The following is a 7,742-nucleotide window of genomic DNA, read 5'->3' as shown; positions in this document are numbered from 1 at the left end:
TGACATTTACCTCTAGATTTCCCCCGACCCCATCGCCGTAAGTAGACACTGAAACGAATGAATCTCCGGCGATCGTCAACTGTTTGGTGTCGATGGCAATCTCTACCCCATCTTCAGTCCCCAACGTATCTGCCAGAATTCGCGAATCGTCGGCAAGGGATACCGTTTCTCCCCGCACTTGTATTTCTCCACCACCAATGCCGCTCACATCTACCGATGCTTTCGATCGAAGCTGCACCGTTCCCAAATTCCCAGCATTAGCGTAATCTAAACTCGATCCATTCGCGTCCAAACTCACCGTTCCCACCCCAACGCTACCGAGTTCAATCCGCCCCTGCTGCGCCGTTAGCAGCCCCCCATCGAGGGTAATGTCTCCCCCCACCAGAACTAGAGTTTCTCCGGGTTTAACCCGCAATCCAAAGCCGCTATTGCGCTCTTCTAGGGGAACCACTGTCGGGTCTTCGTTGGGGAGAATGTGACCGGCTCCTTCTACTCGAATCGAACCGGAGTTGACTCCGTTCCACTGCAACCCCACCGGAACGTTAACCGAGAGTAGGGTGGAGGAATTGGGTTCTGTGGCGCTGAAGGTGTTGCCATCTTCAAACACAAAGCTGTCGGCAGTGCTGCCGAGAAACGATCCGCCGATGTCGAGTCGGGCATTGGAACCGAAGACGATGCCACTGGGATTGAGCAGAAATAGATTTGCCGTGCCGTTGGCTCGAATTAATCCATCGATGTTGGAAATATTTCCACCGGTGACGCGGGTGATAATGTTGTCGATGGTGAGGGCATTATCGAAATAGGCGGTTGAACCGGTTTGGAGGTTGAATTCCTCGAAGCTGTGGAAGAGGTTTTCTCCAGCGTTCGTGCCACCGGTAATGCGTTGAATCGCGCTTTCGACTTTGACGCGGGAATTATTGGGCAGACTGGTGTCGGGGGTTATCTGTGCCGAGGCGGCTTGGGGTAAAATCAGAGCGAGCAGCACTGGGGCAAAAGCTCCCGAAACCCGATCTCGATCGAATCTTCGATTGCGGGCATTGAGGAGTTTGAGGATTGAGGTTTTCATCTTCTAGGGGCAATCGCGTATTTGGGTATGGGTGGCGATATCTTTCTGTAGCGGTAGATTCACCCGACGGAAGTTGCGATCGAAAATCGTGAGATATTGTTTTCTCCATCGCGCGCGATCGCGATGGAGGCAACCCACACCCGATCGTCTCACTGAAATTGGCAATATCCCAAACTTTACGCTCGATCGCCTATTTTGACGAGAGGGGAGGCGATCGACGATCGCGGTCTCTTGGAATGTATTTGCAGACGCACAACCGCTTCGTTGCTTATTTTTACTCGCTCAATACTCGTTTTGTCTATTGTTGAAACTACGGAAAGATTGGACTTTGGACAAAGAGATATGAGATTTATGTATTTTCAGAGATGCGGGAAGTGTGAAGAATTTTCTCGATCGATCTCCCAATACGGGTACTAGGGTCAAAATTGCGATCGGCGATCGAAGTGGCATTCATTGACGAAAACCTTCTTGAAAATCTACCAACCCAAGCTCGAAATCGTCTTTCCCATCCCTATTATTGGTCGCCTTTTATCCTGATTGGGAATGGGTTGTAATCGAGTAAGACGTTATCGATATTTTTTCATGTTTGGTAATGCTGCTGGGGTAGGTACGGGGGCATTTCTCCCACCCAGTGGTGTTAACTTATAGCAGTTTGGATGATGGTAGACCCTAACCCACTCAAACGAGGTAAGCACAGGAACACTACCCCTACAGCTTTTTATATTTTTGCGACCCACTCTTTTCGGAGTCAATGTTGAGCGCAAACCGCGATAAGTCATTGCGTCCGGTGTCAATTGCGTTCGCGTAGCGACTCTGCAGGAGTATCGATCGGCTCTGATGATGATTCTAAAGGATTGACAACGCGACCTAAAAATAAAATCGTTCCCGAATCGCGATGTCGAATCAAAAAAACGAACGGGCGGTTGGCGCGAAATTCGATGGATGGGGGAGAACCTCGGCTTGCCCCTATGGCTGTGGCGGCAGCCGCTTCGGTGCCCGTCTCATTCACTTCGACAAATGCTTTGTGAATGACGTGGGTGAGAAACAAGTCATTTTGACCGTTAATACCCGAAAAATCCGATCGATCGCCAAATGCACTCGGCATTCCCATCATGGAAAGGATCTGGTTAAGTTCGAATTCCGATGTCACTTTAAACTTGGGCAGCCAGACTTGGATTTGCACTAGTTCGTCGAACTTTACGGGGGATGTCACAGATGAGAGCCACTCTTGCAAGCGTTCTGGAGTGAATCTTTGTTCTAAAGTCTCCAAGTCCTCGGTGGTATCGGGCAACAGTACCACCATCGATAGAGTCTCTCCTCGGTAGGGCAACTCTAAAACTTGCCAACCTTCGACTTGGGTGTAGTCAAAATAATCTTTTTGGTACATCATCGGCACCTCAATCTCCGCTCCCGATGCAGTGGTAAACGTCTCATTTTGGGTGCGTTCGGGATCGAACGGAACCAGCCAATCCCCTTGAAAGTAAATCGCATTGGTGAGAACGAACCGCGTCTGCTCGTTTAGGATGTCCTTGCCGATGAGGTCTTGAATTTTATCTTGTGTTTGTTGGGCAACCCAAGCGTTTATCTGGTGGCGGCAGGCAACGGTATCGCCGATAAAATCAACGGTTTCGAGTCCGCTGTCATAGTACTGCTCGAGGAGGTTGAGAAACTGTGGCTCGAAAGATTCACCTTGCTGACCCCAAAGACGGTTAGCCGTCGAGAGTTGATAGAATGGGTCTTGTCGATCCCGAAAATGGTTGGCTGGAGTCGGGGGGGTTTCAACAGCGGCAATCAGTTGAGCAAAAGATGCGTGCAAGGAGTTTCGATCGAGAGAAAAGTGAAGAACTCGCGCCATTTCCAGTTCTGTTTCCCCTCTGGCTCCGCCGTAGGTCATCGCCAGGGCGGTGGAGATACTGTAGGGTGAAAAGAATAGATTTTCATTGGCTTTTTCCTGCCGCAGGCGATCGTAGAGGTCGAGAGCAAAAGCAGAGTTACCTTCAACGAGTTGGTTGATTTCTGCCGGTTTCTCGATGGCGGTTTCTTGGGAGAAGGTCGGACGAAGATGCACCCATGATGCGATCGCACTGAATGCAACAAAGAAAAAACCAACAAGCGAAAATTTCATCGGTAGTCACCAACCCTATCGAAAATGGAAATATGTTTTTTCGGTAGATGCGGACCAACCTAACGCACGATTCGCAAGCCGCAACCGTCATTCTCGGTATGGCTCTTGCCGTTGACGCTGAAGGAATTTTACAGTGGCGCGCGATCGATGAGAAAATCGCAAAAAATTGAACCCAAATTCCCCAACAACCGTAACACTAAACCGATCGTTGGTAACGGCTCAGGCTTTACTCTCGCTCGCATTATACAAAACAGAAGGTTCGACTATCTGCACGGAAGCACCGTCGTCCTCGATGGTTTAGCTATTCTAGCGCCTTGCGATCGCTCTTGTCCGATCGGGGGATATTTTCGGTCGTTTTCCGGCGACTGGCAAGTTCGGTTTGCCATCCCCCACCGCTTCTCGAGAGCCGAAGAACTCTTGCGAACGGAGAAATGCAACGAACTAATACAATTTAATCGTTCGGTCGTCAAAGGATTTGACAGAATAAGTATTTTTTGCAATGCTGATTTATCCAATCTATAATTTGACCCTCGAAGAGTGAAGTTAGCAACGCAAACGATCGTTCTAGATTTAAACTCCATCCATTTGGGGAAACCTCACTTTCCCGAATTCACCGGTGTATAACGATCTCAAGACAACGAAGATGGGGAAAAAATCTAGGAATAAAACAGCCAACCTTCTCTACCAACGGTTGCAAGAAGCATTACAGCAAGGAAGTCAGGTTTGGATCGAAGCCAGCGACCTGAGTTATACAGGAATTCCGATTAACTTAACGCCCGAGTTTGTCGAAATTTTGGTGCTCAATTCCGATCGAGAGGAGGAAGAAATCGATCTGGCTTACGAACGGACGATTTGGCTAGTTCGGCTCTCTGCTATTTTTGCCATCTCTTATCCGACAGAATATTGGTCGAAAGAACGGTTGGAGCGCTTGCTTAATGGCGAGATCGTCTCGGAATCGCCCGAGTGATTTTGGAGTAGTAGCAGAGCGATCGCTCCGGCGACGGATCTTTGACTTTAGGTTGAAAGCAGAACTTATCGCCATCTAACGCATCCTAACTTCTGCCGGATCGGGTAAGGGTACGGTGCGATATTCTCGATCGAGAATGCTAAAAAATGCTTTTACTTTCTGGGCAAACGGTTTGATGCTAAACTGCCGACCTCGATCGAAAGCGGCGTTTTGCATTTGAGAAAGGCGATCGGGATTTACCGCTAACTCGTGGGTATACTCGCACAACCGGTTAGTGGTATCGAACAGAAACCCCGACTGACCCGCTTCGATAATCTCTGGCTGACCTCCCCCATTGAAGGTAATCGGCACGCAGTAGTTTTGCATCGCTTCTACCGTTGCCATACCGAAATGCTCGCAACGCTGGGGATTCACTTCTCCCAATCCGCAGGCGTGCCAAAAAATACTGGCTCTGGCGTACCAAGATTTTAGCTCGGTTGAGGAGACGTTCGGCAACACGACGATCGCATCCTCGCTTTTTTGCACTCGCTTCAAAACGGTTTTTAAGTACGGATTGCCTGGGGTACTACCTCCTACCAAAACCAGTCGCCACCCCTCCATATCGGTGGGGTACACCGCTCGTAGCTTCAAAAATGCCTCGATCTCTTCTATCTGTTTTTTGCTGCCTCCCGCTTCAAATCGGGCCACCGATAAAATAATCTTTTCCTTGGGAAGTTCGACAGTCGTCATATCGACCGGAGGGTAGAGGAGAAATGTGGGTTCGAGATTCCACCGCCGTTTGAGCCATTTGATGGTGAAGTGACTGTTGGCAATCAGAAATGTATAATCATCGACGGCAAAATGAGTGTTTCTCCAACTATCGGGAAAGTGACAGAAAAATATCGAAATGGGCGATTTCGGTTGCACTTTTTCGAGTTGGTTGACATTTATAAAAATATCGCAATCTTCACTTTCTTTAGATATCGGATCGAACGGATTTTCCATTTCTGGACTTACCATCGATGAATCGATATTTGCCATCCGTCGTTTCTCGAAAAAAGAAAGAGGTATAATTTTAAGATGGCAGCGGGATAAATTGAGTCCGTACCAAGTTTCTAAATCGGAAATTGTGACGGGTTTATTGCCAATAAAAGTAATATCAAATTGATGTTGTAAAATCGATGCTAGAGTAGCGACGTATTTTTGACCGCCACCGACAAAATGGAGAGCATGGTCGTAAATATAAATTGAGAGTTTGCAATCGCCCGCGATCGATTGCAATCGTCTGCAAAATCGATCGGGAACGGGATGAGGATACAGTTCTATCAGCTTGACTTGCAATCGCTCGAGGATGGGTTCGATCGCTCTGAGATCGTGATGTTGCCATAACTTTTGCGCCCCGGCTAACAATGCATCGAATAAGCGTTCGTATTGCTTCTGTTTCGTAAAAACTGAAGTTTCGATGGCTTCAACAAATTGTTCGGGTTCGTGTTTGGCAAGATACAAAAAACGGTTGCGATTGCAAAAATATTCGGTTAGGGTATTGCCCTGACTCGATCCGCCATGAACGTGGTAGGCGATCGCCTCGGGAACGTACCCTAATTTCCATCCTTTCTCTCGACAGCGCTGGGCATAATCTACATCTTCAAAATACATGACAAAGGCTTCGTCAACTGCACCCACATCTACCAAGCAAGCCTTGCGAAACAATGCCGCCGCCCAACACAATCCTTCAACTTCTCGAGGGCGATCGTACTGCCCCTTATCGGGTTCTCCTAAACCGATATCGTCCCAGAAATAGTTGGGTAATTGACGATGACCGACACTATTAATTCTACCGTCTTTAAACTTTATTTTTCCGCCGACCGTTCCCATATTGGAATGCTTATTGAAATGGCGAAGCAGAGTCGATAGCCACTGAGAATCGAGAGCTGCATCGTTATTAATAAAGGCGATATATTCACCTTTTGAATGTTGAATTCCTAGATTTAAGGCTTTAGCGAAGTTGTTTTCAGAATTGATAAAGAGACGAACTTCTGGAAATGTCTGACGAACGTAATCTAATGAGTCGTCACTAGAACCGTTATCCACTAAAATTAAATCGAGGCAATCTCGGGGATAGTCCAGTTGTTGTAGCGATTCCAAACACTCTTTGAGATAGCGCAAGCCATTGTAATTAACAACGATCGCGGAACAAATTGGTAGATGGCTCATTTAAAATTCAAAAGGGCAACATGACCAACAACTCTATTGCCGTTCTCCCATCGAAAGGCGATCGGGTGTAGAACCATCGAAGTTCTCGAATGTGGGTTGTTGCATCTTTTTAAGTCGATCGATTTGGGTTTCTAACCGAGCAATGCGATCGGCTTGTGCGTCAATCAGTTCGAGGGCTTCTGCAAACCGATTCGTCAAGTCTGCCTGCAACTCTTTCCGGAGTTGCTGTTGATGTTGTTTCAAACCTCGCACGACGCGATGGTTTGCCCCATTGTAGATAGTTTGCTGCTCTAAAGAGGGTCGCAGTAACTTCCGCAGCAGACTTTTAACGGTAATAATTATTGCACCGAACTTTCTAGCAGAGGTGAGGGGAACGCTATAAATATCGCTACTGGCTTGCAATAGTTCCAAATCTTCTTGGAGTTCGCCATCCACCGCACCGTCGCCATTTCCCGTCAGCGAGGGCAGTTTTGCCGGACTCATTGGAGCGTGCAGCGTCTGGCGCAATCGTCGGACAATGCCTTCTTCGTCAATTCGATCGTAGTTCACGTTGGTCTTCCTCGCCCCTCACTGGAACTACGATAGCAGCCCGATCGAGCCGATGCAATTATTCGACGCGATCGAGCTAAAAATAGCCGTAGGATGCACAATTACGACGAGAATTCTCCCGCTCGACGGGAGGTAACAATCCGTAGCAGGAGCATCATTTCATTTTGGCGCAATATTACTCTAATTCAATCTGGCAGTCGTCTCCTACCATAAACCGCACTGCTTTCGGTCGCTTCGGTGCCACCCCCAACTTGGCGCGACGACCGATGAGACTATCGACAATCCGCTGGCGAACTCGATCGAGTTTAGCCCCTTGCAAAATTACGCTATGTTCGAGATCGATATCGATTAGGGTCGTATCGTTGGCAATACTGCTATAGGGACCGACAAAGCAGTTTTCCAGGTGGCAGTTTTCTCCAATAATTACCGGACCGCGAATGGAACAATTCGTAATCTGAGACCCTTCGCCGATGACAACCCGACCAATGAGTTCGGTGGACTCATCCACTTGACCGCTGACGGAAGTTTGCAGTTTTGTATCGAGAATAATCTGGTTGGCGCTGAGCAAATCGTCTTTTTTCCCGGTATCCAACCACCAGCCTTCGATGATTTTAGACTCGACGGACTCCTGATGGTCGATCAGGTTTTGAATTGCATCGGTAATTTCGAGTTCTCCCCGCGCCGAGGGTTTGATACGAGCGATCGCATCGTGAATCGTCGGTGCGAAGTAGTAAATTCCCACCAGGGCCAGATTCGAGGGAGGGTCTTTGGGTTTTTCGACCAATTGCAGAACGCGACCGTTTTCGTCTACTTTTGCCACCCCAAATGCCGTGGGGTTATCC

The 7,742-nt window shown here is 48.2% G+C and carries 8 protein-coding genes; 2 read left to right on the top strand and 6 right to left on the bottom strand.

Features of this window, described 5'->3' with window-relative positions; genetic code table 11:
* The 3 genes from IQ235_RS13030 to IQ235_RS13020 all read right to left on the bottom strand — a co-directional run.
* A partial coding sequence (locus tag IQ235_RS13030) for a filamentous hemagglutinin N-terminal domain-containing protein (protein WP_264321889.1) occupies nt 1–1,066 on the bottom strand: 1,066 nt, incomplete at its 3' end.
* 3 nt (nt 1,067–1,069) lie between these two features.
* Nucleotides 1,070–1,231, bottom strand: a complete 162-nt coding sequence (locus IQ235_RS13025) for a hypothetical protein (RefSeq protein WP_264321888.1) — start codon at nt 1,229–1,231, stop codon at nt 1,070–1,072.
* A gap of 625 nt (nt 1,232–1,856) precedes the next feature.
* Nucleotides 1,857–3,191 carry a serpin family protein gene (locus IQ235_RS13020; protein WP_264321887.1) on the bottom strand — a complete coding sequence of 445 codons (1,335 nt, stop codon included), beginning with the start codon at nt 3,189–3,191 and terminating at the stop codon, nt 1,857–1,859.
* Nucleotides 3,192–3,238: 47 nt separating this feature from the next.
* Between IQ235_RS13020 and IQ235_RS13015 the strand changes: the two genes are divergently transcribed.
* Nucleotides 3,239–3,361 carry a hypothetical protein gene (locus IQ235_RS13015; RefSeq protein ID WP_264321886.1) on the top strand — a complete coding sequence of 41 codons (123 nt, stop codon included), beginning with the start codon at nt 3,239–3,241 and terminating at the stop codon, nt 3,359–3,361.
* A gap of 473 nt (nt 3,362–3,834) precedes the next feature.
* Complete coding sequence (locus IQ235_RS13010) at nt 3,835–4,158, top strand: hypothetical protein (RefSeq protein WP_264321885.1); 324 nt, start codon at nt 3,835–3,837, stop codon at nt 4,156–4,158.
* A gap of 75 nt (nt 4,159–4,233) precedes the next feature.
* Here the strand turns inward: IQ235_RS13010 and IQ235_RS13005 are convergent, their stop codons facing one another.
* The 3 genes from IQ235_RS13005 to IQ235_RS12995 form a co-directional block, all read right to left on the bottom strand.
* Nucleotides 4,234–6,351: a glycosyltransferase gene (locus tag IQ235_RS13005; RefSeq protein ID WP_264321884.1), complete on the bottom strand. Its 2,118-nt coding sequence runs from the start codon at nt 6,349–6,351 to the stop codon at nt 4,234–4,236.
* Nucleotides 6,352–6,384: 33 nt separating this feature from the next.
* Nucleotides 6,385–6,900, bottom strand: coding sequence for a hypothetical protein (locus IQ235_RS13000; RefSeq protein WP_264321883.1), 516 nt, complete (start codon nt 6,898–6,900; stop codon nt 6,385–6,387).
* A gap of 175 nt (nt 6,901–7,075) precedes the next feature.
* Nucleotides 7,076–7,742: sugar phosphate nucleotidyltransferase (locus IQ235_RS12995; protein ID WP_264321882.1), on the bottom strand; the 667-nt coding region annotated here is incomplete at its 5' end.

Source organism: Zarconia navalis LEGE 11467, assembly GCF_015207075.1.
Classification (GTDB): Bacteria; Cyanobacteriota; Cyanobacteriia; order Cyanobacteriales; family Geitlerinemataceae; genus Zarconia; species Zarconia navalis.
Note: the sequence above shows the minus strand (reverse complement) of the source record. Positions and strands in the feature narration are given on the sequence as shown.

Coding starts and splice junctions, on each gene's coding strand:
- IQ235_RS13020 (WP_264321887.1), bottom strand. CDS start 3,191: ATGAAATTTTCGCTTGTTGGTTTTTTCTTTGTTGCATTCAGTGCGATC.
- IQ235_RS13015 (WP_264321886.1), top strand. CDS start 3,239: ATGCGGACCAACCTAACGCACGATTCGCAAGCCGCAACCGTCATTCTC.
- IQ235_RS13010 (WP_264321885.1), top strand. CDS start 3,835: ATGGGGAAAAAATCTAGGAATAAAACAGCCAACCTTCTCTACCAACGG.
- IQ235_RS13005 (WP_264321884.1), bottom strand. CDS start 6,351: ATGAGCCATCTACCAATTTGTTCCGCGATCGTTGTTAATTACAATGGC.